Genomic DNA, 23,829 nt, shown 5'->3' on the forward strand with positions numbered 1-23,829 from the left:
CAGGACCGGGGTGATGTCGTTGATCGAGTCGGTGCCGGCCTCGGTGGTGCCCATCTGCTCGGCCATGGCGTCGACGTTGATCTCCTTGCCCTGCACGGACAGGGCGTTACGGGTCGCGGCGGGCCCGCAGTAGTAGAAGTTCGGCTGGGCCTCGTAGCGGACGCCGAGTTCCCGCTCGCTGTTCTTACGGTCGTGCTTGCGGCCGTCCTTACGGTCGTCCTTGCGGTCGGCCTGCACCGACACCGAGGGCTTCTCGGCGGGCGCGGCGAACACGGCGGTGGCGGGGGTGGCGATGGCGCCGCCGGTGACGGCGAGGCCGGCAACGGTCAGCGCGGTCTTGCGGAGGATGTCGGTACGCATGACGATCAGAACCTTTCGATCGGGGGAACGGCACACACGCCAAACGGGGGGTGCGGGTGTGCCGCGAAAGGAAGGTCGTACGAGGATCGGCCAGCGGCCCAAGGGGGCCTGCTGCGGCCGTCCGGGGTATCTCAACGACCCGCACCCGGCAGGCATTCCGCCCGCGACCCGGGGGCCGTTCACCCGCGTCCTGGACGCTCCCGGCGGAGCGCGGCGGGTATGCCATGTTCAACCACCCCACCCGCCCACCGATTCCGCCACCAGCGTGGCCCCGACCACGCCACAACCACGCCTCAACCCGACACCCTGGCACAGCCGTGACACCGCGAACCGGACACCCGGCCGGAGACGGGACACCCGGCCAGCCACCGGACGGCCCGGCAGCCACCGGACGCCCGGCCGGCCACCGGACGCCCGGCCGGCCACCGGACGCCGGGCCGGCCACCGGGCCGGGGGGCCGGCGGGCGGACAGGGGCCTGAGCGCAACCCCGACGGAGGCGCGAGTCAGACGGACCGACCCGGCTGCGCGGGCCCTGCCGGGGTCGGGTCGGGATCGCCGACGCGGATCAGGCCGCCTCGGTCAGCCGCCGCTCGATGGTGACGGTGGTGCCTTCGGCGGTGGCGACCAGCCGCACGTCCCCGTACGCGTTCATCAGGGTGGCGCCGCGCCCCCGGTCCATCGCCGGCCGCCGGTCCCGCCAGGTGCCGAAGTCCCGCACCGAGATGCGGACGGTGTCGTCGAGCACCTGCAACCGCACCCGCACCTCCGGCCGGGTCGGTCGCTGGGCATGCTCGACCGCGTTGTTGACTGCCTCCGAGGCCGCGACCAGCAGGTCCTGGACGACGTCCGGGGCGACGTCGAGGGCGTCCAACGCGCCCCGGACGTCCCGGCGCATCGCCCCGGCGGAGGTGGGCCGCGACGGGTACGCCCAGCCCATGTCGACCTCCGCCACCGCCGTCCGGGCCGACCCGTTGGGGCCGGCCGGCGGTGCAGCGGAGCGAGGCACCGGGGCGGGATCCGTGGACCCGGTGTCGGCCGGCACCGCCCGGGCGGCGGGCGGCTCCGGGGCGTCGATCGGGTCGGCGGGCCGGTCCCCGGTCCCGGGCCCGGTCGGGCGGCTCGGCTCCACCGCCGCGCGGGAGGGCGGGTGTCTCCGGCTGCGGAGTCGGGCCAGGCGCAGGGTCGCCCGGATCCGGGCGATCAGGTCGGCGGCGGCGAAGGGCTTCACCACGTAGTCGTCCGCGCCCAGGTCGAGTCCCGCCGCGCCGGCGTCCCCGCCCGCGCGGGCGGAGAGCATCACCACCGGCAGCGTCCGGGTCGCCGGCTGCTCGCGGAGCCGGCGGACCAGTTCGAAGCCGTCGACGTCCGGCATCATCACGTCGGTCAGCACCAGGTCGGGCGGATCCCGACGGATCGTCGCGAGGGCCTGTCGGCCGTCGCCGACGGTCTGCACCCGCCAGCCCTGCCCGGCCAGCAGCCGGGTCAGGTAGGCGCGCATGTCGCTGTTGTCGTCGGCCACCAGGATCCGCGCCCCGCGCAGCTCGTCGGGCGTCCTGTCGGGCGGCGCCGTCGGACGGGTGGGCACGGTCGCGGTCGGCTCGGCCAGCCAGCTGATCGCGTCCTGGGCGGCGGCGCGGGCCGCGTCGCCGACCCGGTCGGGCTCGGCGGCCGGGGGCGCTCCGGGCCGGCCCACCGCCGCCCACGGCAGGGCCACGGTGAACGTCGTCCCCACGCCCACCGTGCTCTCCACCCGGACGTCGCCCCCTTCCAGCCGGGCCAGTTCGCGGACCAGGGCCAGGCCGATCCCGGTGCCCTCGTGGCTGCGGGACCGGGCGCCGTGCACCCGGTGGAACCGCTCGAAGAGCCGGGGCAGGTCCGGCTCGGCGATGCCGATGCCGGTGTCGGCGACGGTCAGCCGGACCTCCTCCGCGTCGGCGGAGAGGGTGACCCGGATCCCTCCGACGAAGGTGTACTTCAGCGCGTTGGACAGCAGGTTCGTGACGATCCGTTCCCAGTTGGCCGGGTCCACGGCGAGCGGCCGCGGCAGCGGTGGGCAGTCCACCTCCAGGTGCAGCCCGGCCCGTTCGACGGCGGCCCGGAACACACCGGCCAACTCGGTGGTGAGACCGGCCAGGTCGACCGTGCGGGCGTCGCTGTGCGCCCGGCCCGCCTCCAGGCTGGCGAACGTCAGCAGGCTGTTGACCAGCGTGAGCAGCCGGGTGGCGTTGCGCCAGGCGGTGTCGACCCGCTCCCGCTGCGCCTCGGGCAGCGGGTGGTCGCCGTCGCCGAGGGCATCGGCCAGCGGGCCGAGCATCAGGGTCAGCGGGGTGCGGAACTCGTGGCTGACGTTGGTGAAGAAGCTGGTCTTCACCCGGTCCAGCTCGGCGAGGGTCTCGGCGCGACGCCGCTCCTCCTCGTACGCCTGCGCGTTGCGGACCGCCACCGCGACCTGCTGGGCCATCAGCTCGAAGAACGAGCGGTACGCCTCGTCGAGCCCGCGGCTGGGGCTGACCCCGGCCAGCAGCGCCCCGAGGGGCTGGTCCCGGTCGGCCGAGGGCAGCGGCAGCGCCAGGGCGGTGCGGACCGGGTCGTGCCACGGCCCGGCGGGCAGGGTGAGCCGGTCGGCGACCGCCTGCACCTCGGTGGCGGCGCCGGCGGCGGCGTCCGGCAGGCCCCACGCCGACCCCTCCGCGAGGGTGACGGTGCCGGGCAGCGCGGCGGCCGCCGCGTCGCCGCCGACGCAGGCGGCCCGGCGCAGCTGCCCGCCCTCGCGCAGGTAGATCGCGGCGAACGGAACGTCCAGCGGGTGCCCGCCGATCGCCTCGGCGAGCCGGGCGCAGGTGCTGGCCACGTCGACGGTGCGCCCGTCGCCGCCGACCGAGAGGTCTCGCAGCAGCCGCAGCCGCCGCTCGCCGACCACCTGCTCGGTGACCTCGCTGCACACCGTGAGCACCCCGACCGTACGGCCGGTGTCGTCCCGGGCGGGGGCGTGCGAGACGCTGAAGTACGCCTCCTCCCGGTAGCCGGCCCGGTCGAGCAGCAGGCGCAGGGCGGGCACCCAGCTGGCCACCCCGGTGGCCATCGCCTCGTCGATCAGCGGCGCGAGCACGTCCCAGCCCTCGGCCAGGGTGACCCGCACGTCACCGCCGAGCGCCTGCGGGTGCTTGTCGCCGATCAGCTGGGAGTACGCGTCGTTGTAGAGCTGGGTGAACTGCTCACCCCAGAGCAGCAGCATCGGGTAGCGGGAGGAGAGCACCATCCGGACGGCGGAGCGCAGGCTCTGCGGCCAGCTCTCGACCGGGCCGATGGGGGTGGTCGACCAGTCGAGGCGCGCCATCAGCCGACCGGTGTCGCCACCGCCGGTGAACAGATCCCCCGTGGGTCGCGTCACCCTCGACCGCACCTCATCGCAGCCCTCACCTCCGGGCCCCGATGACCCCTGCCGGCCTTACCTACCCATCCTGGCACCCGAACTCACCTGGGCTGACGCCGGCACCCGCCCGGAGCCCGGCGGCGCCCGGGCGGGCCGGACCTCCGACCCCAACCCGCCTCTAGTCACGGTCATCTATCTCTGGTAGAAATCCTTCAAGGCCGGCCTTCTCCTTCGCAAAAATCCACCCCCTGAGCGAACGGGAGAAGCCATGTCGTCCACCCGATCCACCCTGCGCCGCCGCGTGCTCACCCTCCTGGTGGCCAGCGCCGCGGCCGTCGCCGCCGCGCTGGGGCTGGCCAGCCCGGCCTTCGCGATCACCCACTCCAGCGCCACCTCGCAACTGCGCGCCGCCGGTATCTCCTGGACCTCCAGCGGCAACTGCAGCGACCGCTACGTGGCGACCTGCACGTCGTTCGCGGGCATCCGGCAGGCGACGATCGACGGGATCATCACCTTCAAGCGCGCCAGCGGCTGCGCCATCACCATCACCGCCGGCACCGAGGTCGGGCACGCCAGCGGCACCTACAGCCACTGGAACGGCTACAAGGTCGACATCGCCCTGAGCACCTGCATCCAGAACTACATCTCGGCGCATTACACGTACGTGGGCTACATCTCCGGCTTCGGCTACCAGTACCGGGCGCCCTCCGGGAACCTCTACACCAAGGAGGGCAACCACTGGGACATCCTCTACTACACCTGCGGCTGCTGACGGCCGTACCTGAGCACCGCCGGCCGGGGGCCGACACCGCGCGCGGGTGTCGGCCCCCGGACTACCCGGCGGGTGCGGCCGGCGACGGCTCGTATCCTTTCCGCGAACCCCTGTGGGCGCGAGAAGAAAGGACACGGTGTGACCAACCGGGCCGAGACGTTGGAGTTCCAGGCCGAGGCGCGTCAGCTGCTCCAGCTGATGGTCCACTCGATCTACTCGAACAAGGACGTCTTCCTGCGCGAACTGATCTCTAACGCCTCCGACGCGCTGGACAAGCTGCGGCTGGCGTCGATGGTCGACAAGGACCTGACCGTCGACACCGGCGATCTGCACATCGAGATCGACGTCGACAAGGCGGCGCGGACGCTGACCGTCCGGGACAACGGCATCGGCATGTCCCGCGACGAGGTGGTCCAGGTGATCGGCACGATCGCCAAGTCCGGCACCGCCGAGCTGCTGCGCAAGCTGCGCGAGTCGGCCGACGCCGGCGCCTCGCAGGAACTGATCGGGCAGTTCGGCGTCGGCTTCTATGCCGCGTTCATGGTCGCTGACAAGGTCGAGCTGGTCACCCGCAAGGCGGGGGAGAGCGGGGGCACCCGCTGGGAGTCCAGCGGCGAGGGCACCTACACCGTCGAGCCGGTGGAGGGGGCACCCCAGGGCACCTCGGTGACCCTGCACCTCAAGCCCGTCGACGCCGAGGACAACCTGCACGACTACACCGCCGAGTGGACGATCCGGGAGATCGTCAAGCGGTACTCGGACTTCATCGCCTGGCCGATCCGGATGACCGTCGAGCGGCCGGGCACCGACGGCGACAGCACCAGCGAGGTGCAGACGCTCAACTCGATGAAGGCGCTCTGGGCGCGGCCCCGCGACGAGGTCGACGAGGCCGAGTACCACGAGTTCTACAAGCACGTCAGCCACGACTGGGCCGACCCGCTGGAGATCGTGCACATGAAGGGCGAGGGGACCTTCGAGTACGAGGCCCTGCTCTTCATCCCCTCCCACGCCCCGCTGGACCTGTTCTCCCCGCAGGGTCGCCGCGGCGTCCAGCTCTATGTCAAGCGCGTCTTCATCATGGACGACTGCGAGGCGGTCACCCCCAACTATCTGCGCTTCGTCAAGGGTGTGGTGGACGCGCACGACCTGTCGCTGAACATCTCCCGGGAGATCCTCCAGCAGGACCGGCAGATCCAGATCGTCCGCCGCCGGCTGGTGCGGAAGATCCTCGCCACGGTCAGGGACCTGAAGGCCAACCACGCCGAGCGCTACCGGACCTTCTGGAGCGAGTTCGGCGCCGCCGTCAAGGAGGGCCTGATCGACGACCCGGAGAACCAGGAGACCCTCCTGGAGATCCTGTCGGTCGCCTCCACCCACGACCCGGCCGAGCTCACCGACCTCGCCGGCTACGTCGGGCGGATGAAGGAGGGCCAGAGCGACATCTACTACGCCACCGGCGAGTCCCGCACCACCATCGAGAACTCTCCGCACATGGAGGCGTTCCGGGCCAAGGGCTACGAGGTACTGCTGCTCACCGACCCGGTGGACGAGGTCTGGGTCGAGCGGGTCGGCCAGTACGACGGCAGGCCCCTGCGCTCGATCGCCAAGGGCCAGGTCGACCTGGACACCGAGGAGGAGAAGAAGGAGGCCGAGGCGGAGCGGGAGCGGCAGCGCCAGGACTACGCCGACCTGCTCACCTGGATGGGCGGCGCGCTGGCCGACAGCGTCAAGGAGGTACGCCTGTCGTCGCGGCTGACCACCTCACCGGCCTGCGTGGTCGGCGACGCCCACGACATCACCCCGACGCTCGAGAAGATGTACCGGGCGATGGGGCACGAGGTGCCGCCGGTGAAGCGGATCCTCGAACTCAACCCCGGGCACCCGCTGGTCGCCGGGCTGCGCAAGGCGCACGAGCAGGGCGGCACCGAGGAGTCGCTGAAGGAGACCGCCGAGCTGCTCCACGGCATCGCGCTGCTCGCCGAGGGCGGGGAACTCGCCGACCCGTCGCGGTTCACCCGGATCCTCGCCGACCGGCTCGCCCGTACGCTCTGACACCCGCTCGCGCCGGCCGGCGGACGCGCCCCGAGGCGCTCCGCCGGCCGGGCGGTGGACCGGCGGCCGCCGCCGTGGGCCGGTGCGGTGGCGTCCCACCGGTTGGCGGGGGGATGGATGCCGGCCGCCGCGGCAGCCATACTCGCGCCCGTGACCGAGCAGACCTCGCCGAATCGTCCCGGGTTGGCCTCCGCGTTGCGGTTCACCACCGAGCTGATCGCCTGGGTGGCGACGCCGTGGGCGCTCGCCGCGCACTCGGTGGCGCTGGCGATCACCGCGGTGGTCGTACTCGTGGGGCTGCCGACGGTCTTCGCGACGCCGGGTGACAAGCCCCGGGTGCTGGTTCCGGTGCCCGGCGCGGTCACCATCGGCCTGGTGGTGCTGCAACTGGTGGCGGCCGGCTGGTCGGCGTGGGTCGCGTGGCCGCGTGCCGTCGCGGTCGCCGTGCTGGTGCTGGTCCTGGCGACCGTGGCCGCGGAGCTGCCGCGCTGGCGCTGGTTGGCCCGCGCCGGCAGCCGGCGGATCGCGGGCGGTGTCACCCGGTCGCGCCCCGCCGGCCGGCGGTAGTCATCGCCCGCGCCGGGCACCGGCGAAATTGGCTGACGGTTTCCTGAACGCATCGGAACGCGTTCGGCGTGCCATTGCAAACGCGTCAAACGCCGAGTGGTAGAACGTAGAGCAATGCCCCGCCGGTGGCTCCGTTCGGCGGTGCCGGCATCTCCCTCCCGGCCTTCGGCGCTGCGGCCGGACGCCACGGGCAGGCGCATCGCGGGAGCGGTTTTCCCTGCTCACAGGGACGGTCGCCGCGCAAGCTCCGAGCCGCAAGTTGCACATGGGCAATGAGCGCGCAATGCGATCGTCCCGCAATTCCCAGGACCATTGCATTGACGCACACAAATCTTGACTTGGCCCCTGAATTGGCGCACCGTTGAGGTCTCCGGCGGCGCCAGAGAGCCCGGCAGCGGGTTCGAATTCGCCGGCACGGCACTAGGAGGCGGCCATGCGGTTGAATCCGTTCGTCGGGACGTATCTCACCGATCCGGCGCAGGTGTGGCGGCGGATCCTCGACGCTCCCGGCCGGGTGCATCACGACCCGGATCTCGGGCTGTGGTTGATCAGCCGGCACGCCGACGTCCGCCGCGCGCTCGGCGACGCCGGGACCTTCGGCAACGCGCTCACGCTCGCCCCGATCTACCAGGTCTGTCCCGAGGCGATGGAGGTCATCGGGCAGATCGACGCGCCCCCCACGACCGCCGCCGCGGACCCGCCGGTGCATCCGCGGACCCGCCGGGCACTGCGGGCGACCTTCGCCAACACCGCCGACCGGGTCGAGCAGCGGTACGGCCGGATCGTCCGGCGCCGGGTCGACGAACTGGTCGCCCGGCTGGTCGCCCGCTCCGGCGGGCAGGTCGACCTGATCCCGGAGTTCAGCACCGAACTTCCCCTGCTGGTCCTGCTCGACATCCTCGGCGTGCCGGAGGAGGACATCGCGCGGGTGCGGGTCTGGGCGGACGGCCAGATCGCGCTGATCTGGGGGCGGCCCGACCCGGCGGAACAGGTCCGGCTCGCGCAGGGTCTGCTGGAGTTCTGGCGCTACTGCCAGGAGCTCGTACGCGCCCGGCTCGACAGCGGTCGGTACGGCGACGACTACGTCAGCCAACTGCTGGCGTACCGCGACGGGGACGACGAGGTGCTCACCGTGGCCGAGGTGTCGAGCATCGTGTTCAACCTCCTGGTCGCCGGGCACGAGACGACGGCCGGCCTGCTCGCGCACGCGCTGGACCAGGCGCTGTCCAGCCCGGACAGGTGGCGGTCGATCGTCGAGGACCCGCGGCGGATTCCCGCGTTCCTGACCGAGGCGCTGCGCTTCGCGCCAGCGATCGACGGTTGGCTGCGGGTGACGAACCGGCCGGTCACCCTGGGTGGGGTCAGCATTCCGGCCGGGGCTCGCTGTCTGCTGCTGATCGGCGCCGCCAACCGGGACCCGGCGGTGTTCGCCGGTCCGGACCGGTTCGATCCGGACCGGCCCGACGTGCACGACCACCTGTCGTTCGGGCACGGGCCGCACTTCTGCATCGGCGCGGCGTTGGCGCGGCTGGAGGGCGAGGTCGCGCTCGCCCGGCTCGCCGCGGCCGTTCCCGGCCTGCGCTTAACAAACGACCACGCTCGTTCATACAGACCCAATGTCGCGTTCCGCGCGCACCGTGGCATACCCGTGGTCATCGACGCGGCGCTTCCGGTCGGCGGACGGGCGGCTCCCACCGTCGAGCGGCCCGCGGCCTGACGACGTGCCACCGCTGGTGCTGAGCTGCGGCGAGAGCCGAGTCGGGCGGCGGTTGTCGGGCCCGGACCCGGATGGGGTGCGGCGCGCAAGGCTCGGGTCGCGGGGTCGTCCGGTCCTTACCGTCCCGCCGCGCCCGACGACCACTCAGCGCAGTCACGTCTTCACACCCGTCCGCCCGTGGGTTAAGAATTGTCCCCTGCGAATGCCCATCCATCGCCCAACCTCGATCTGACGCCAACGCCGCGACGGTGGTGTCGTAAAGGTGACCACATGGATTGCACGCCCCCGGCGAGCGCCGCTCGTTCCGGTGCCAGCCGTCAGTTCCGCTCCGAACTGCGCAGCTGGCGTACCCGGCAGGGGCTGACCCAGCGGGCGTTGGCGGAGCGGGTGCGGTTCAGCCGCGAAACGGTCGCCGCGGTCGAGTCCGGCCGCCGGTTCGGCAGCCACGAGTTCGCCGTCCGCTGCGACGAGGTGCTCGGCACCGGCGGCCGGCTGGCGGCGCTGTGGCCGCAGGTCGCGGCGGAGCAGTTGGCGGCGGACGGCCGGCGCGGCCCCCGGTTCGGCGAGGTGGCGCGGCTCGACCCGGGCGGCCCGGCGCCGACCGCGCGGCGGGACGCGCGTGATCCGGAGGCCGTCGTGGCGGCGATCGACGAGCTGCGCGAGCTGATCGGCCAGGTGCTCGGCGGTCAGCCGGAGGCGGACGCCCCGCCGCACCCGTCGGGCGGGCGGGCCGGGCAGCGCTGACCTCGGCGGGGCCCGCGCCCTGGCCGGGACGGCCGGTCCGTCGCGTTGCTGACTGTGGGTACAGATGCTGGTACGGGCTGTTTGTACCACCGTCAGGTCTGGTCTGTGGGCGCGGGTTCCGGCGCAATGAAACGTGCAATCGGCAAGGTGCAGATAGGCCGTCGTAGATGAGCGCGGGAGTCAGTCTTGGCGTCGAGCACGAGGTCCCACGCGGCCCGACCCTACCCGACCCGCCGCCGCGGCTGGAAGATTGCCGGCCGGATGCGCCTCATCGTGGCGGCCCCGCTGGTCGCCGTGATGGGCTTCGCCGGCCTGGCCCTGACCGAGAGCGCCCGTCAGACCGCCCGGGCGAGCGACCTCGGGATCCTCGCGCAACTCGGCGGCGAGGCGGGCGACCTGGCCCACCGGCTGCAACACGAGCGGATCGTCGCCGCCGACCTGTTGACCCGCGGCGCGCCGGAGCAGCAGGAGGCCTTCGCCGACGCGACCGCCGCCACCGACACCGCCGTCGCCCGCTACCGCCGGCAGCGGGCCGGGATACCCGCCGGGCCCGCCGCCAACCAGGCCGTGCTGCCGCGGATCGACGCGGCGCTGGACGGTCTGCCGCCGCTGCGCGCGCAGGTGCGCACCGCGGCGCACGCCTCGGTGTCGGCGATGACCTTCAGCTACCGGATCGCGATCGCCGACCTGCTCAGCCTCCGCGAGAGCGTCACCCTCGGGGTGGTCAACGCCCGGATCGCGGACGGCATCCGGGCCTCCGTGGCGCTGTCCAAAGTGGCCGAGACGGTCGGCCAGCAGCAGGTCGCCGTGCTGCGCGCGGTGGCGGCGGACGAGCTGACCCCGGCCATGCAGCAGGACATCACCGCCGCCCGCACCGGCTTCACCGAGTCGAGCCTCTCCTTCCTGGCGCTCGCCCGGCCCGGCTGGCGGGGCTGGTGGGAGCAGGCCGGCAGCGGCGAGGACGCGCTGCTGTTGCAGCGGATGCAGGACGAGGTGTCCCGGGCCCGGTCGGGCGACCGGCTGCGGCTGGACCTCGCGGCCTGGGTCACCGCCACCCAGCAGTGGTCGGTCCGCCTGGCCGAGCTGCGCCAGCGGATCGACGCCGCGGTGCTCGACGACATCCGGGCCGCGCACGCGGACCAGCGGCGGCGCACCGTCGTCGAGGCGGCCGCCGCGGTGCTGGCCCTGCTGCTCACCGCGCTGGTCACCTGGGCGGTGGCCCGGCAGATCACCCGCCGGTTGCGCCGGCTGCGGGACGCGGCGAACGCGGTCGCGTTCGAACGGCTGCCCGAGGTGGTGGCCCGGCTCCAGCATGTCGACAGCTCCTCGGTGGACCCGGACGAGTTGGCCCGCCGGCAGGCCGCCGACGCCCTGGATCCGTCCAGCGACGACGAGATCGGCGAACTGGGGCAGGCGTTCACCGCCGTGCACCGGGCGGCCGTGCGTACCGCCGCCGAGCAGGCCGTGATGCGGGCCAACACCGCGGACATCTTCATCCACCTCAGTCGGCGGGAGCAGCGGCTGGTCGACGCGGTGCTGGCCCAGGTCGACAAGGTCGAGCAGGACGAGACCGACCCCGACCGGCTGCACCAGCTGTACACCCTGGACAACCTGGCCACCCGGATGGGGCGGATCAACGCCAGCCTGCTGGTGCTCGGCGGGGTGGGGGTCGGGCGGGTGCGCCAGCACGACGTACCGCTGCAACAGGTGCTCCAGGCCGCGCAGAGCCAGATCGAGCACTACGCCCGGATCCGCCTCGGCATGATCGACGGCGACGTGGCCGTCGCGGCGGAGGCGGTCGACGAGGTGGTGCACCTGCTGGCCGAGCTGATGGACAACGCCACCGGGTACTCCCCGCCGGAGACCGAGGCCTGGGTGACCGGCCGCAGCCTGGGCGACCGGGTCATCGTGCAGATCAGCGACGAGGGCGTGGGACTGTCCCCGCAACGGCGCCAGCAGCTCAACGAGCTGCTGGCCCGGCCGCCCGCCATCGACGTCGCCGCCGTCCGGGCGATGGGGCTGGTCGTCGTCGGGCAGCTCGCCGCCCGGCTGGGCGTGACCGTGCAGCTCCGTCCCGGACCCCGCCGCGGCACCATCGCCGAGGCGGCGCTGCCGGGCCCGATGATCCGGCCGCTGCCGCCGGAGGAGTTCCTGCTCACCCCCACCCGGCCGTCCCGGCGCACGGCCCGCACCACCGTCGCGCCACCGGCGTACGGGACGGTTCCGCAGCCGCGGGCCGGGGCAGCGACGACCGACCGGGTGCTGCCGGCGGCGCCGGTGTTCCGGCCCGCTCCCGCACCACAGCGGCGAGATGACGCGCCCACCGAGGAACTCGTCATCTTCCACGAGGTCAACCACTGGTTCCAGGCCGACCACGGCGGCAACGGCACGTCCTGGGCCAGTCCCGCCGACGACGCCTGGCGCACCGCCGCCCGGGCCACCGAGCCCGAGGTCGTCGGCACCACCACGTCCGGCCTGCCCCGCCGGCAGCCGCAACGGCACCTGGTGCCCGGCGGCGTCACGGTGCCCCAGCAGCGGTCCGAGTACCGCGACCCGGCCCAGGTGGCCACCGCGATGGCCGCGTACGCGCGCGGCGTGGCGGCCCGTCGGCCCAACCTGATCAACAACTGATCCGACAGGGAGAGCACGTGACCGACCAACAGGATCTCGGCTGGCTGCTGGACGCCTTCGCCGAGCGCGCCACCGAGGTCAGCCATGCCATCGCCATCTCCGCCGACGGCCTGATGGTGGCCGCCACCCGGGGCCTTCCGCCGGACCGGGCGGACCAGCTGGCGGCGACCGGCAGCGGGCTGGTGAGCCTGCTCCGCGGCGCCGCCGCCTTCTTCGACGCCGGCGCGGTGATCTCCAACGTCACCCAGCTCGAGGGCGGCTTCATGTTCTCCATGGCCTTCAACGACGGTGCCTCCCTGCTCGTGCTCGCCGACCCGCAGTGCGACGTCGGCAAGGTCTCCTACGAGATGACCGAGCTGGCGAACCGCATCGGCGACGCGCTGACCCCGGCGGCACGGGCGGCGCTCGCCCGCAGCCGCTGACCCCCGGCGCCCCCACGCCGGCGCTTCCACCCCCTCTGTAGGAGAAGACAATGCCCCTGACCATCCCTCGACGCCGCCGTGCCCGCACCGCGGCCGCCCTCCTCGCCCTCGTCCTGCTCGCCGCGACCGGCTGCGGCGACGACGGCCCGGGCGCCGGTTCGACCGGATCGATCAAGATCGGCCTGCTGGCGTCGCTGTCCGGCACGTACCAGGCGGTCGGCAAGGAGATCCGCGACGGCTTCGAGCTCTACCTGTCCACCCACGACGGCAAGCTGGGCGGCCGGCAGGTGGACCTGGTCGTCGCCGACGAGGGCAACGGGGCGCCGACCGCGGTGCCCGCCGCGACGAAACTGCTCAAGCAGGATCGCGTGGTCGCGCTCACCGGCATCGTCGGCGGCGGCTCGGTGGCCGCGGTCTACCCGCTGCTCAACGAGACGAAGGTGCCGTTCGTCGGCTCGAACGGGCGGCCGGAGCTGAAGGACGTGTCCCGCATCTGGCACACCTCGTACCTCTCCGACGAGCCGGGGGAGGCGATCGCCCAGCACGTGCGGGACAGCGTCAAGGGCAGCGTCTACGCCATCGGCCCGGACTACCAGGGCGGCTGGGACGAACTGCGCGGCTTCACCGACACGTTCGTCAAGGCCGGCGGCACGCTGGCCAACCCGGACGGCAAGACCACCTTCACCCCGTTCCCGACCACCACCAACTTCACCCCGTACTTCGCGCGGATCAAGGCCTCCGGGGCGGACGCCGTCTACACGTTCTACGCCGGCAGCGCGGCGGTCGACTTCGTCAAGCAGTACGCGCAGTCCGAGATCAGGGACCTCCCGCTGTACGCCGCCGGCTTCCTGACCGAGGGCGGGGTGCTGGACGCGCAGGGCGAGGCGGCCCGGGACATCTACTCGGTACTCAACTACTCGCCCGACCTGGACAACGCCGAGAACCGCGCCTTCGTGGCCGCCTGGAAGGCCAAGTACGACGGCTCCCCGACGACGTACGCCATGGCCTCCTACGACGCCGCGGCGGTGCTGGACCGGGCCATCGCGGCGGCCGGGGACGACCCGACCCCGGAGAGCATCAACGCGGCCATCGGCGAGCTCGGCCAGATCGCCAGCCCGCGCGGCACCTGGCAGTTCTCGCCGACCACCCACGCGCCGGTGCAGAAGTGGTACCTGCGCCAGGTACGCCAGGACGGCCGGGCGCTGTCCAACACCGTCGTGGGTGACCTCGCCACCGTCGGCGGGTGAGCGCGGTGGCGGTCGACATCCGGATCGACCCGTACCTGGTACTGGCCCTGGACGGGGTGGCCTACGGGCTGCTGGTGTTCGTCGCCGCGGCGGGGCTGGTGCTCTGCTTCGGCGTCGCCGGCATCCTCAACCTGGCGCACGGCACCCTCTACGCGATCGGCGGTTACACCGCCGCCGCGCTGCTGGACGGTGGCTGGCCGAGCCTGCTGCTGGCGCTGGCGGTCGGGGTGGTCGCCGCCACCGCGGCCGGCGCGCTGGTCGCCGGGCTGCTCACCCGGGTCGCCGCGCGCACCCACCTCACCCAGGCGTTGCTGACCTTCGGGCTGGCGCTGGTCGGCGGCAGCCTGCTGGTGCGGGCGTTCGGGCCGGACGATCCACCGGTGCGCGTCCCGGCCGCCCTGGACGGGTCGGTGGTCGTCGCCGGCCACCGCTACGCCGCGTACCGGCTGGTCTTCATCGTGGTCGCCGCGCTGCTCGCCGGCCTGCTCCACCTCGCGGTGCGCCGCACCCGGGCCGGGATGCTGGTCCGCGCGGCCGTCGACGACGCCGAGATGGTGTCGGTCCTCGGGGTCAGCCCGGCCTGGATCCGGGTCGGCGTGCTCGCCGCCGCCGGGGCGCTGGCCGGCGCGGCCGGCGTGCTCGGCGCGCCGATCATCGGCCCCGGGCCGGACACCGCCGACGCCGTGCTGCTGCTGTCCCTGGTGGTCGTCGTCCTCGGCGGCCTCGGGTCGATGACCGGCACGCTGCTCGCCGCGCTGGCCGTCGGGCAGATCCAGACCCTCGGGGTCGCGCTCGCGCCCTCGGCCGCCCCGTTCCTGCTCTTCGCCGCCATGGCGGCCGTCCTCGCGGTGCGGGCGCGGGGCCTGGCCACCACCCGGAGGACGACGTGAGGGAGGAGGTCGTCCGCGCGCTGCGGCGCGGCGTCGCCGTCGCCGTCCTGGCCGGTCTGGTGCTCGCGCCGTGGGCGGTCGACGACTACACCGCCGCGCTGCTCGCCCGCACCCTGGCGCTCGGCCTGGTGGGGGTGAGCGTCGCCCTGCTCACCGGCGTCGCCGGGCTGCCCACCCTCGGGCAGACCGCGCCCTACGCGGCCGGTGCCTACGCCAGCGCGGTGGTCGGCGGCCAGTTCTCCGACGTCGGGGTGGTGCAGCTGGCCGTCGCGGCGGCGGCCGGGGCGGCGCTGGCCGCGGTGACCGTCCCGCTCGTGGTGCACGCCCGCGGGGTGGTCGTCCTGATGATCACCCTGGCGGTCGGCGAACTCGTGGTGACCGTCGTCGGGCACTGGCGCTCGGTGACCGGCGGCACCGACGGGCTGGTCGGCGTCGCGCCGGTGCGTCCGCTGTGGGGGTTGCCGGTGCTGGCCAGTGACCGGGCGCGCTACCTGTACACCCTGCTGGTCGTCGCGGTGCTGGTCGGCGCGGTGCTGCTGGTCCTGCGCACCCGGGTCGGGCTGTTGCTGCGGGCCGGCCGGGACGACGAGGCGCGGCTGCGGGCCAGTGGTCACCGGGTGTCGGTCCACGTGGCCGGCGTCCACGTCGCCGCGGGAGCGGTCGCGGGCGCCGCGGGCTCCCTGCTGGTGGTGGCCCAGCAGTACCTCTCGCCGGCCGACTTCGGTTTCGACACCTCCGCCCTGCTGCTGCTCGGCGTGGTGATCGGCGGTACCGCGTCGGTCGGCGGCGCCCTGGTCGGGGCCGTGATCGTCATCGCCGCCCGGGACTGGCTGTTCGGCGTGTTGCCGGGGCAGGCGCCCCTGGTGCTGGGGCTGGCCTTCGCGGTCACCGTCTACCTGCTGCCCGGCGGCGGTCACCGGCGGCCGGCCGGGCGCGGGCGGCTGCTCCCGGACCTCGTGGCCCGCCCGCCCGGCCGCAAGCGGCCCGCGCCGACGGGAGCCCGGGCATGACACCGCTGCTGTCCGCCCGGGGGGTCACCGTGCGCTACGGGTCGCTGGCCGCGCTGGACGGGGTCGACCTGCGGATCGACCACGGCGAGCGGCACGCCCTGATCGGGCCCAACGGGGCGGGCAAGACCACGTTGCTCGACGTGCTCGGCGGGTCGACCCCGGCGAGCGGCGGGCGGGTGCTCCTCGCCGGCCGGGACGTCACCCGGCTCGGCCCGGCCGCCCGGGCCCGGCGGGGGATCGGCCGGATCCACCAGCGTCCCGCCGTCTGGTCGACGCTGACCGCGACCGAGAACGTGGTGGTCGCCGCGCTGCCCCACGCGGGGCGGCCGGGCCGGTGGCGTCCGGGCGGGAAGCGGCGCGCCGCCGAGCGCACCGCGGTGACGTTGCTGGAGCGGGTGGGCCCGCCGGAGCTCGCCGGTGTCCCGGCCGGCCAGCTCGCCCACGGGCAGCGCCGCCAGTTGGAGATCGCGATGGCGCTGGCCGGGCGTCCCCGGCTGCTGCTGCTCGACGAACCGGCCGCCGGGCTCTCCGCCGTCGAGGTCGAGCGGCTGGTGGAGTTCCTGGCGGCCCTGCCGCGCGCCGTCGCGGTGCTGCTGGTGGAGCACCGGCTGGACCTGGTGTACGCGCTCTGCGACACGGTGACCGTGCTGCGGGACGGCCGGACGCTCGCCGCAGGGACGCCGGCCGAGATCCGTGCCTCCGGCCCGGTCCGGCGGGCCTACGCGGAAGGGGGGGTCTGATGCTGCGGACGGAGCGGCTCTGCGCCGGCTACGCCGGCGGGATCGTGCTGCACGAGGTGAGCCTCGAGGTGGCGGCGGGCACCGTCCAGGCGGTGGTGGGCCGCAACGGCGCGGGCAAGAGCACCCTCGTGCACACCGTCGCCGGGCTGGTGCGGCCGTACGGCGGGCGGATCGAGATCGGCGGTGTGCAGGTCGCCGGCCGGCAGCCGCACCGGATCGCCCGGTCCGGGGTCGGCCTCGTCCCGCAGGGCCGGCGGGTCTTCTCCCGGCTGACCGTGGCCGAGCACCTCGTCCTGGCCGCGGCGCCCTGGCGGGCCGCGACGCCCGGCGGCGAGGGGTGGACGGTCGCCCGGATCCTGGAGCTGCTGCCCCGGTTGGCGGCCCGGCTGCGCCACCGCGGCGACCAGTTGTCCGGTGGCGAGCAGCAGATGCTGGCGATCGCCCGGGCCCTGCTCGGCCAGCCCCGGGTGCTGCTGCTCGACGAGCCGTGCGAGGGCCTCGCCCCCGACCTGGCGGCGCGGGTGCGCGACCTGGTCGGCGCCCTGGCCCGGACCGGGCTGACCGTGCTGCTGGTGGAGCAGCAACTCCAGCACGCCATCGAGGTCGCGGACAGGATCGCGGTGCTCGAGTACGGCCGGGTGGTCTACGACCGGCCGGCGGGCGAGGCCCGGGCCGACCCGGGCGCGCTGGCGGCGATGCTCAGCGTCGCCGCGGTCGCGGAGCCGCCGGCTCCCCGACCGGTGCCCGGGCTGTGGGCCGGTCCCGGGCACCTGACCCGACCACCTTCGACAGGGGTGAGCAACGATGCCGACCGACATCCGTGACACCGAGTACACCTTCGACAACGGTTCCCCGGAGGCGGTGCCCCAACTGCGGGCGCTGGAGTCGTTCCTGGACCCGATAACCGCTCATCGGATCGCCCCGCCGGTGCTCGCTCCGGGCAACGTGTGCTGGGAGATCGGCGCCGGCGGCGGCTCGGTGGCCCGGAGCATGGCCCGGGCGGTCGGCCCGGCGGGCCGGGTGCTGGCGACCGACATCGACACCGCGCACCTGGCCCCGACCGGCAACCTCGACGTACGCCGGCACGACGTGCGCAGCGAGCCGCCGCCCGGGGACGCCTTCGACCTGATCCACGCCCGGCTGGTGCTGCTGCACCTGCCGGAGCGGCGGCGGGTGCTGGCCACGCTGGCCGGCGCGCTGGCCCCGGGCGGGTGGCTGGTGGTCGAGGAGTTCGACTGCACCGCGCCGCTGCGGGTGCTGACCGCGCCGAGCGACGACGCGGCGAAGCTCTTCGCCCAGGTGACGGACGCGATGCTCGGCATCCTGCAGAGCCACGGCGCGGACCTGGCCTGGGCGCAGGACGTGCACGCGGAGCTGGCGGCGGCGGGTCTGGTGGACGTCGACACGGTGACCCACTCGCGGAGCTGGCCCGGCGGCTCGACCGGGGCGTCGCTGTACGTGACGAACTCCCGCCAGCTGGAGCCGGAGCTGCTCGACGCGGGGCTGTCGGCCGGCCAGCTGGAGGCGTTCCGCAAGCTGCTGCGGGACCCGGGGTTCGCCGTGATGTCCTACCAGTTCGTGTCGGCCCGGGGGCGGCGGCCGGCGGGGCGGTGACCCGGCCGATTGCCGAAACATACCTTCATCGCCGCCGTCCTCACGTGTAGACATCCTTCTATCCGTTGCCTATCGTCGGCACATCATGCAATGACAGTCTTCGATGAGGAGAGGTCGGCAATGGGATACCTACGACGATGGGCCGGTCTCGCCACGGCGACGCTCGCCACGGGCTGCCTGGTCCTGACCGCCACCGCGCACCCCGCGGTGGCGGAGCCGGCGGCCGGGACGGTCGAGGCGGCGGTGACCGCGAAGCTGCTCGGGCAGGCACGGGTCGCCGGGGCGGCGGCCGCCGACCGGCCCGACACCCGGATCTCGGTCACCCGGCAGGGCGGCCGCTGGGCGTTCGGCACCGCCGTCGCGGTCGCGCCCCGCACGGCGGACGCCCACCCGGTCGGCGCGGTCTTCATCGCCCGCGCCCGGGCGGGCGACTGGCAGGTGGCGTTCGACGGTGAGGCCGCGTTCAGCGCGCTGGCCGCCGAGTCACCCCTGGTCAGCGCCGCGGAGAAGGCTGTCTTCGGCACCGCCCCGGGCACGATGTACGCCGGTGGCGACTACCGGACCGGGATGGCCCTGCCGTTCGCCGTCGGCCAGACCTGGACCCTGTCCGGCGGCCCGCACGGCTGGGGCGGCAGCGAGACCCCGTACAGCTCGGTCGACCTGGCCGGCGGAGACCAGGTGGTCCGCGCCGCCCGGGCGGGCACCGCCTACACCATGTGCCAGGGCTGGATCCGGGTGATCCACGACCGCGGCTACTCCACCGACTACTACCACCTGTGGAGCAGCATCTCGGTCAACGGCGCGGCGGTCGGCCAGGGGGCCTACCTCGGTTACACCGGCACCGACGTCACCTGCGGCGGGGCCGCCTACGGCCGGCACGTCCACTTCGGGCTCCGGCAGAACGGCGCGTACGTGCCGATCGCCGGGCACGACATCGGCAAATGGGTGTTCGGCAACGGCGCCGCCGCCTACCAGGGCGGGGCGCGGCACGGCTCGGCCTGGGTCGGTGCCGGCGGCGCGGTTTACAACTACGGCGCCCTGGGCTTCACCCAGGCGGTGGTCGACGCCAACGGCGGCGGCACGTTGACCCGCCGGGCCGGCCCGGGCACCGGCTACGCCGCACTCGGCTCGGTCGCCGACGGTGCCACGGTGAGCATCTCCTGCTCGGCCAACGGCACCTCGCACACCGGCCGGTACGGCACCACCGCGCTCTGGGACCGGCTCACCGACGGCAGTTGGGTGTCCGACGCCTACCTGTGGACCGGCGTGAACGGCCCGGTCAACGGCTGGTGCTGACCGCCCCGCGGCCGGGTGCGACAGCCGCGGCGACGGTGCGCCCGACCGGACGGGCCTCCGCCACGCCCGGCCGGAGGCCCAGCCGCCGCCGCGACCCGGCGGCCGATCCACCCCGGGCACGGCGCGGGTCAGGGTCGGTGGCCGTGGCGGCGGCCGGGCTGCGGCTCGGGTCAGGCGGGCCGGTACTCCACCTCGGGCCGGCCCGGCGTGCCGTAGCGGGAAGCCCGGACCAGCCGGCTGGTGTCGACCAGGTGCTCCAGGTAGCGCCGGGCGGTGACCCGGGACATGCCGGTCTGTTCGGCCACCTCCGAGGCGGAGAGCCCGGGGTGGCGGCGCAGCACGTCCAGCACCGCGTCGAGCGTCTGCGCGCCCAACCCCTTGGGCAGGGTGTCCGGCGCGGTGCCGCGCAGGGTGGCGAACATCCGGTCCACCTCGTGCTGCGCGGCGACGGTCCCGCCGGCCGAGGTCTGCCGCCGGAACTCGGCGTACCGCTCCAGCTTGTCCCGGAACGCGGCGAACGTGAACGGCTTGAGCAGGTAGTGGGTCACCCCGAGGGCTACCGCCGCGCGGACCATCGCCAGGTCGCGGGCCGAGGTCACGGCGAGCACGTCCGCGTCGCTGCCCGCGGCCCGCATCGCCCGGCAGACGTCCAGGCCGTGCACGTCGGGCAGGTGGAAGTCGAGCAGCACCAGGTCGACCGCGTCCTCGCCGGTGCGGCGCAGCGCCCCCATCGCCTCCCGGGCGGTCCGCGCCACCCCCACCACGCGGAACCCCGGCACCCGTTCGGTGTACGCGCGGTGCGCCTCGGCGATCAGTTCCTCGTCCTCGACCACCAGCACCCGGATGTCGGTCACCTGCCCAGCTCCAGCGGCACCGGCAACCGGACGCGGAACACCGTCCCGCCGTCCGGCCCGGCGGCCACCTCGTGCCGGCCGCCGTGCCGGGTGACCACCTGACCGACCAGGGCGAGCCCGAGGCCCCGTCCGTTGGCCTTGGTCGACCAGCCCCGGCGGAACGCGTCGGCGACCCGTTCCGGCGGCAGCCCCGAACCGCTGTCGGTCACCTCGACCAGCACCTCGCCCGCAATCTCGGCGACGTACACCCGGACCCGCCGTGGCGGCGCCCCGGCGGCGACGGCCTCCAGCGCGTTGTCGACCAGGTTGCCCACGACGGTGAGCAGGTCACCGGCGGGCAGGGTGCCGACGTCGAGCCGGGATGCCGGGTCGACGGTCAGCTCGACGCCGCGCTCGGCGGCCTGGGCGGACTTGCCGAGCAGCAGCGCGGCCAGCGCCGGCTCGGTGATCGCGCCGACCACCTGGTCGGTGAGCTGCTGGGCCAGCGCCAGCTCCTCGGTGGCCAGCCGGAGCGCCTCGTCGGTGCGACCCAGCTCGACCAGGGTGAGCACGGTGTGCAGCCGGTTCGCCGCCTCGTGCGCCTGCGCGCTCAGCGCGTCGGTGAGCCCGCGCACCGAGTCCAGCTCGCTGGTCAGCGCCCGCAGGTCGGTGTGGTCGCGCAGGGTCAGCACCGTGCCCAGCGCCCGCCCGCCGGCGCCGGTGGGCCGCTGGTTGGCCACCAGCGCCCGGTCGGCGGTCAGGATCAGCTCGTCCCGGGCGGCCTGACCGGAGGTGATCAGCTCGGTGAGCGCCGCCGGCAGGTCGACCTCGGTCACCGGCCGGTCGACCAGCGGCGCGTCGGCGGGCAGCCCGAGCAGCCGGCGCCCCTCGTCGTTGATCAGGGCGATCCGCCGGTCCGGGCCGATCACCACCAGACCCTCGCCCACCGAGTGCAGCACCGCGTCGTAGTACTCGTACATCCGGGTCATCTGGGCCGGGCCGAGGCCGTGGGTCTGCCGGCGCAGCCGCCGGCTGAGCAGCCACGAGCCGGCGGCGGCCAGGGCCAGCGCGGCGGCGGTGGCGGCCAGCAGCACGGGAGCCCGGCGCAGCAGTTCCCGGTTGATCGCCTCGGTGGTGATGCCGACCGACACCAGCCCGATGACCGTCCCGCCGCTGTCGCGAACCGGCGCCACGGCCCGGACGGACTCGCCCAGGGTGCCGGTGTTGACGACGGTGAACGGCCGGCCGGCGAGCGCCGGGCCGATCTCGCCGATGAACGGGTGGCCGATCTGGGCCGGGTCGGCGTGCGAGTAGCGGGTCCGGTCCGGGGCCATCACCACCACGAAGTCGGTCCCCGTCGCGAAGCGGATCGACTCGGCGTACGGCTGGAGGGTCGCCGACGGGTCGGGGGAGCGCAGCGCGGCGGCCACCTCGGGCGAGCGGGCGACGGTCTCGGCGACCGCCAGCACCTGCTTGCTGGCCGCGTCCCGGGCGTCGGATCGGGCGAGCAGCGCCGCGCCCACCGTCCCGGCCACCACCAGCAGGGTGACCACCAGGACCTGGAGGGCGAACAACTGCCCGGCGATGCTCCACTTCCGTCCGGTCATGTCTCCTCGTCGTGACGGTCCGTCGCGCTCACGGGCAGGCGATGGTTCAGGTCGGTGAACAGAATGAACGCAAGGCTGATTCCGGCTGAGACCTGGGCCACAGTCTCTGCCATGCAGACCCCCACCACCACTCCGGCCACGCGGCCCCGGCGGGACCGCACCCACCTCCTCTACCTCGCGGTGATCGTCGCGGTCGTCGCGGGCATCGCCCTGGGCTTCGTCGCCCCCGGGGTCGCCCAGGAACTCAAGCCCCTGGGCACCGGCTTCGTCGCCCTGATCAAGATGATGATCAGCCCGGTGATCTTCTGCACCATCGTGCTCGGCGTCGGTTCGGTCCGGCAGGCCGCCAAGGTCGGCAAGGTCGGCGGGCTGGCGCTCGGCTACTTCCTGGTGATGTCCACCGTCGCGCTCGCCATCGGCCTGGTGGTCGGCAACCTGGTCCACCCCGGTACCGGCCTGCAGCTCAGCGGCGAACTGGCCGAGGCGGGGCAGAAGGCGGCCGGTACGGAGAGCGAGGGCACGGTCGACTTCCTGCTCGGCATCATCCCGACCTCGCTGCTGTCCGCGCTGACCGGCGGCGAGGTGCTGCAGACCCTGCTGGTCGCGCTGCTGGTCGGCTTCGCGGTGCAGGGCATGGGCAGCCGTGGCGAGCCGGTGCTGCGGGCCGTCGGCATCGCGCAGCGCCTGGTCTTCAAGGTTCTCACGATGATCATGTGGCTGGCGCCGGTCGGCGCGTTCGGGGCGATCGCCGCCGTGGTCGGCGCGACCGGGGTGGACGCGCTGAAGAGCCTGGCGCAGATCATGCTCGGCTTCTACGCGACCTGTCTGATCTTCGTGCTGGTCGTCCTCGGCGTGCTGCTCCGGCTCGTCGCCCGGATCTCGATCTTCTCGCTGCTGCGCTACCTGGGCCGGGAGTTCCTGCTGATCGTGTCCACCTCGTCGTCGGAGTCGGCGCTGCCCCGCCTGATCGCGAAGATGGAGCACGTCGGGGTGAGCCGACCGGTCGTCGGTATCACCGTCCCGACCGGTTACTCGTTCAACCTCGACGGCACCGCGATCTACCTGACCATGGCCTCGCTCTTCGTCGCCGCGGCGATGGGGGATCCGCTCTCCGTGGGCGAGCAGGTCTCGCTGCTGTTCTTCATGATCATCGCGTCGAAGGGCGCGGCCGGGATCACCGGCGCCGGCCTGGCCACCCTTGCCGGCGGTCTCCAGTCGCACCGCCCGGACCTGGTCGACGGGGTCGGGCTGATCGTCGGCATCGACCGGTTCATGTCCGAGGCGCGGGCGCTGACCAACTTCGCCGGCAACGCCGTGGCCACCGTCCTGATCGGCACCTGGACCGGCGAGTTCGACCGGGCGCAGGCTCGGGCGGTCCTCTCCGGCGAGCGGCCGTTCGACGAGGCCACCATGCTCGACGAGGACCACGGCCACGACGAGTCGGCGGGACGGGCGGTCGACGCCACCGAGCCCGGCCCGCGGGTGGGCGAGGAGGTCGGCGCCGGGTCCGCCCGGTCCTGACCGGCGTACCACCCCAGCGGTCCGGACCCGGCCGGCGGCACCTTACGGTGCCGCCGGCCACGTCCGCTCACTCCGGATCGCCGCCCCGGGACGACCGTCCGAACAGGACGAATGAGGGATGTAACGCCGTTGCGTTCGAAAGCGCTGCGCACTTTCGTTCGTCTGGAGAAAAGTACCGGCGGCGTCGACGAAAGGTCTGGACACGTCGTTGGCAACTTAGTAGTGTCGGGACACATCAATATGTTTCATCGAGATGAACCGACGGCGCGGTGACTCTCGACCAGGGCCGCAGGCGGCGCAACACGTCCGGCGGCCACAGCTTGACCAGGGATGGCACCCCGGGTCGGCGCCCCACGTAGGCGCCCCGGCGCGCGAGCGCCGTGGCTTGACCGATGCCCGTCCCTTCTCGATCACCCCGTCAGCTCCGACGCG

19 protein-coding genes are annotated in these 23,829 nt (G+C 74.0%); 15 read left to right on the top strand and 4 right to left on the bottom strand.

Features of this window, described 5'->3' with window-relative positions:
* A partial coding sequence (locus ACVCAH_RS16945; RefSeq protein WP_447137104.1) for a C39 family peptidase occupies window positions 1-360 on the bottom strand: 360 nt, incomplete at its 3' end.
* A gap of 566 nt (window positions 361-926) precedes the next feature.
* Window positions 927-3,752, bottom strand: coding sequence for an ATP-binding protein (locus ACVCAH_RS16950; RefSeq protein WP_447137105.1), 2,826 nt, complete (start codon window positions 3,750-3,752; stop codon window positions 927-929).
* Between the two features lie 250 nt (window positions 3,753-4,002).
* Between ACVCAH_RS16950 and ACVCAH_RS16955 the strand changes: the two genes are divergently transcribed.
* The 14 genes from ACVCAH_RS16955 to ACVCAH_RS17020 all read left to right on the top strand — a co-directional run bounded on the left by ACVCAH_RS16955 (window position 4,003) and on the right by ACVCAH_RS17020 (window position 19,436).
* Window positions 4,003-4,506 (top strand): hypothetical protein, encoded by a 504-nt coding sequence (locus ACVCAH_RS16955; protein ID WP_447137106.1) that lies wholly within the window; start codon window positions 4,003-4,005, stop codon window positions 4,504-4,506.
* Window positions 4,507-4,644: 138 nt separating this feature from the next.
* Complete coding sequence (htpG, locus tag ACVCAH_RS16960; RefSeq protein WP_447137107.1) at window positions 4,645-6,558, top strand: molecular chaperone HtpG; 1,914 nt, start codon at window positions 4,645-4,647, stop codon at window positions 6,556-6,558.
* Between the two features lie 150 nt (window positions 6,559-6,708).
* Window positions 6,709-7,125, top strand: coding sequence for a hypothetical protein (locus tag ACVCAH_RS16965; protein ID WP_447137108.1), 417 nt, complete (start codon window positions 6,709-6,711; stop codon window positions 7,123-7,125).
* Window positions 7,126-7,558: 433 nt separating this feature from the next.
* Complete coding sequence (locus ACVCAH_RS16970; RefSeq protein WP_447137109.1) at window positions 7,559-8,842, top strand: cytochrome P450; 1,284 nt, start codon at window positions 7,559-7,561, stop codon at window positions 8,840-8,842.
* Between the two features lie 270 nt (window positions 8,843-9,112).
* A complete protein-coding gene (locus ACVCAH_RS16975) occupies window positions 9,113-9,586 on the top strand; it encodes a helix-turn-helix transcriptional regulator (RefSeq protein WP_447137110.1) in 474 nt (157 codons plus the stop codon).
* Between the two features lie 261 nt (window positions 9,587-9,847).
* Entirely contained in the window at window positions 9,848-12,217 is a 2,370-nt protein-coding gene (locus tag ACVCAH_RS16980) for a sensor histidine kinase (RefSeq protein WP_447137111.1), read from the top strand.
* Window positions 12,218-12,234: 17 nt separating this feature from the next.
* The gene (locus tag ACVCAH_RS16985) at window positions 12,235-12,639 is read left to right on the top strand and encodes a roadblock/LC7 domain-containing protein (RefSeq protein WP_088994396.1); all 405 of its coding nucleotides are present in this window, start codon (window positions 12,235-12,237) and stop codon (window positions 12,637-12,639) included.
* 50 nt (window positions 12,640-12,689) lie between these two features.
* Window positions 12,690-13,886, top strand: a complete 1,197-nt coding sequence (locus tag ACVCAH_RS16990; protein ID WP_447137112.1) for an ABC transporter substrate-binding protein — start codon at window positions 12,690-12,692, stop codon at window positions 13,884-13,886.
* On the top strand, window positions 13,883-14,776 hold the full coding sequence (locus ACVCAH_RS16995; RefSeq protein WP_447137113.1) for a branched-chain amino acid ABC transporter permease: 894 nt from the start codon (window positions 13,883-13,885) through the stop codon (window positions 14,774-14,776). The genes ACVCAH_RS16990 and ACVCAH_RS16995 overlap by 4 nt, the downstream gene beginning before the upstream one ends.
* Window positions 14,773-15,786: a branched-chain amino acid ABC transporter permease gene (locus ACVCAH_RS17000; RefSeq protein WP_447137114.1), complete on the top strand. Its 1,014-nt coding sequence runs from the start codon at window positions 14,773-14,775 to the stop codon at window positions 15,784-15,786. Before ACVCAH_RS16995 ends, ACVCAH_RS17000 begins: the two co-directional genes overlap by 4 nt.
* Window positions 15,783-16,526, top strand: a complete 744-nt coding sequence (locus ACVCAH_RS17005; protein WP_447137115.1) for an ABC transporter ATP-binding protein — start codon at window positions 15,783-15,785, stop codon at window positions 16,524-16,526. The genes ACVCAH_RS17000 and ACVCAH_RS17005 overlap by 4 nt, the downstream gene beginning before the upstream one ends.
* Window positions 16,526-17,350: an ABC transporter ATP-binding protein gene (locus ACVCAH_RS17010; RefSeq protein ID WP_447137116.1), complete on the top strand. Its 825-nt coding sequence runs from the start codon at window positions 16,526-16,528 to the stop codon at window positions 17,348-17,350. Before ACVCAH_RS17005 ends, ACVCAH_RS17010 begins: the two co-directional genes overlap by 1 nt.
* Window positions 17,331-18,140: a class I SAM-dependent methyltransferase gene (locus tag ACVCAH_RS17015; RefSeq protein ID WP_447137117.1), complete on the top strand. Its 810-nt coding sequence runs from the start codon at window positions 17,331-17,333 to the stop codon at window positions 18,138-18,140. The genes ACVCAH_RS17010 and ACVCAH_RS17015 overlap by 20 nt, the downstream gene beginning before the upstream one ends.
* Window positions 18,141-18,230: 90 nt before the next feature.
* Window positions 18,231-19,436, top strand: a complete 1,206-nt coding sequence (locus tag ACVCAH_RS17020; protein ID WP_447137118.1) for a peptidoglycan DD-metalloendopeptidase family protein — start codon at window positions 18,231-18,233, stop codon at window positions 19,434-19,436.
* A 170-nt stretch (window positions 19,437-19,606) separates the two neighbouring features.
* Here the strand turns inward: ACVCAH_RS17020 and ACVCAH_RS17025 are convergent, their stop codons facing one another.
* Together ACVCAH_RS17025 and ACVCAH_RS17030 are read right to left on the bottom strand one after the other, a co-directional pair.
* Window positions 19,607-20,290 (bottom strand): response regulator, encoded by a 684-nt coding sequence (locus ACVCAH_RS17025; protein ID WP_447137119.1) that lies wholly within the window; start codon window positions 20,288-20,290, stop codon window positions 19,607-19,609.
* Window positions 20,287-21,876 (bottom strand): sensor histidine kinase, encoded by a 1,590-nt coding sequence (locus ACVCAH_RS17030; protein WP_447137120.1) that lies wholly within the window; start codon window positions 21,874-21,876, stop codon window positions 20,287-20,289. Before ACVCAH_RS17030 ends, ACVCAH_RS17025 begins: the two co-directional genes overlap by 4 nt.
* Window positions 21,877-21,987: 111 nt before the next feature.
* Here ACVCAH_RS17030 and ACVCAH_RS17035 point away from each other — a divergent pair, with 111 nt between their 5' ends.
* On the top strand, window positions 21,988-23,397 hold the full coding sequence (locus ACVCAH_RS17035; protein ID WP_447137121.1) for a cation:dicarboxylate symporter family transporter: 1,410 nt from the start codon (window positions 21,988-21,990) through the stop codon (window positions 23,395-23,397).
* Window positions 23,398-23,829 lie beyond the last annotated feature (432 nt).

The organism is Micromonospora sp. LZ34 (genome assembly GCF_052981855.1).

Bases quoted from the DNA above. Each gene is read 5' to 3' on its own strand.
- ACVCAH_RS16955 (WP_447137106.1), top strand. From the start codon at position 4,003: ATGTCGTCCACCCGATCCACCCTGCGCCGCCGCGTGCTCACCCTCCTG.
- ACVCAH_RS16970 (WP_447137109.1), top strand. From the start codon at position 7,559: ATGCGGTTGAATCCGTTCGTCGGGACGTATCTCACCGATCCGGCGCAG.
- ACVCAH_RS16975 (WP_447137110.1), top strand. From the start codon at position 9,113: ATGGATTGCACGCCCCCGGCGAGCGCCGCTCGTTCCGGTGCCAGCCGT.
- ACVCAH_RS16980 (WP_447137111.1), top strand. From the start codon at position 9,848: ATGCGCCTCATCGTGGCGGCCCCGCTGGTCGCCGTGATGGGCTTCGCC.
- ACVCAH_RS16990 (WP_447137112.1), top strand. From the start codon at position 12,690: ATGCCCCTGACCATCCCTCGACGCCGCCGTGCCCGCACCGCGGCCGCC.
- ACVCAH_RS17005 (WP_447137115.1), top strand. From the start codon at position 15,783: ATGACACCGCTGCTGTCCGCCCGGGGGGTCACCGTGCGCTACGGGTCG.
- ACVCAH_RS17010 (WP_447137116.1), top strand. From the start codon at position 16,526: ATGCTGCGGACGGAGCGGCTCTGCGCCGGCTACGCCGGCGGGATCGTG.
- ACVCAH_RS17015 (WP_447137117.1), top strand. From the start codon at position 17,331: ATGCCGACCGACATCCGTGACACCGAGTACACCTTCGACAACGGTTCC.
- ACVCAH_RS17020 (WP_447137118.1), top strand. From the start codon at position 18,231: ATGACAGTCTTCGATGAGGAGAGGTCGGCAATGGGATACCTACGACGA.
- ACVCAH_RS17030 (WP_447137120.1), bottom strand. From the start codon at position 21,876: ATGACCGGACGGAAGTGGAGCATCGCCGGGCAGTTGTTCGCCCTCCAG.
- ACVCAH_RS17035 (WP_447137121.1), top strand. From the start codon at position 21,988: ATGCAGACCCCCACCACCACTCCGGCCACGCGGCCCCGGCGGGACCGC.